A 599-nucleotide genomic window follows, 5' to 3' on the forward strand; every position below is an offset into this window, starting at 1 on the left:
GTGGCATCGAAGACGAAGTCGATCTCGTCGAAGATCGGCAGGCGGGTCAGGCCCTCCACGCCTTCGTGGGTGGTGGCCACGCCCATTCGTGATGCGCGGGCCAGACCGTCGGAGGCCGGGTCGATGCCGACCATCGCGGCCATTTCCAGGTGCTGCGCGTTGCGCAGGATCTTGATCATCAGGTCGGTGCCGATGTTGCCGGAGCCGATGATGGCGACTTTGCGTTTGCTCATGGTTTTCTCTCTGCTCATTCGGCGCTGAAGGTCACGCCGACACGGCCCAGGCCGTCGATCTCGGCGTCGAAGCGGTCGCCCGGGGCCACCGCCACCATGGGCCCGAGGGCACCGGTGAGGACGATGTCGCCGGCCTTCAGCGGGTCGCCCAGGCGGGCCAGGGTGCGCGCCAGCCACACCGCCGCGTTGAGCGGATGGCCCAGGCATTCGGCGCCGCTGCCGCTGGACACCAATTCGTCGTTGCGCGTCATGCGCATGGCCGCGCCGCGCAGGTCCAGGCCGTCGAGGCGGCGGGCCGGGCCGCCGAGCACGAAGCAGCCGCTGGAGGCGTTGTCGGCCACGGTGTCGGCGAAGCGGATGTTCCAG

Annotated in this window: 1 protein-coding gene and 1 pseudogene; both read right to left on the reverse strand. The window is 69.4% G+C overall.

The window, feature by feature from the left end:
* Positions 1–233: pseudogene (locus DK254_RS16845) on the reverse strand (acetaldehyde dehydrogenase); the annotation flags it as partial.
* A 14-nt stretch (positions 234–247) separates the two neighbouring features.
* On the reverse strand, positions 248–599 hold a 352-nt coding region (locus tag DK254_RS16850), incomplete at its 5' end, for a fumarylacetoacetate hydrolase family protein (RefSeq protein ID WP_177412078.1).

This window comes from Pseudomonas sp. RW407, assembly GCF_003176655.1.
Classification (GTDB): domain Bacteria; phylum Pseudomonadota; class Gammaproteobacteria; order Pseudomonadales; family Pseudomonadaceae; genus Pseudomonas; species Pseudomonas delhiensis.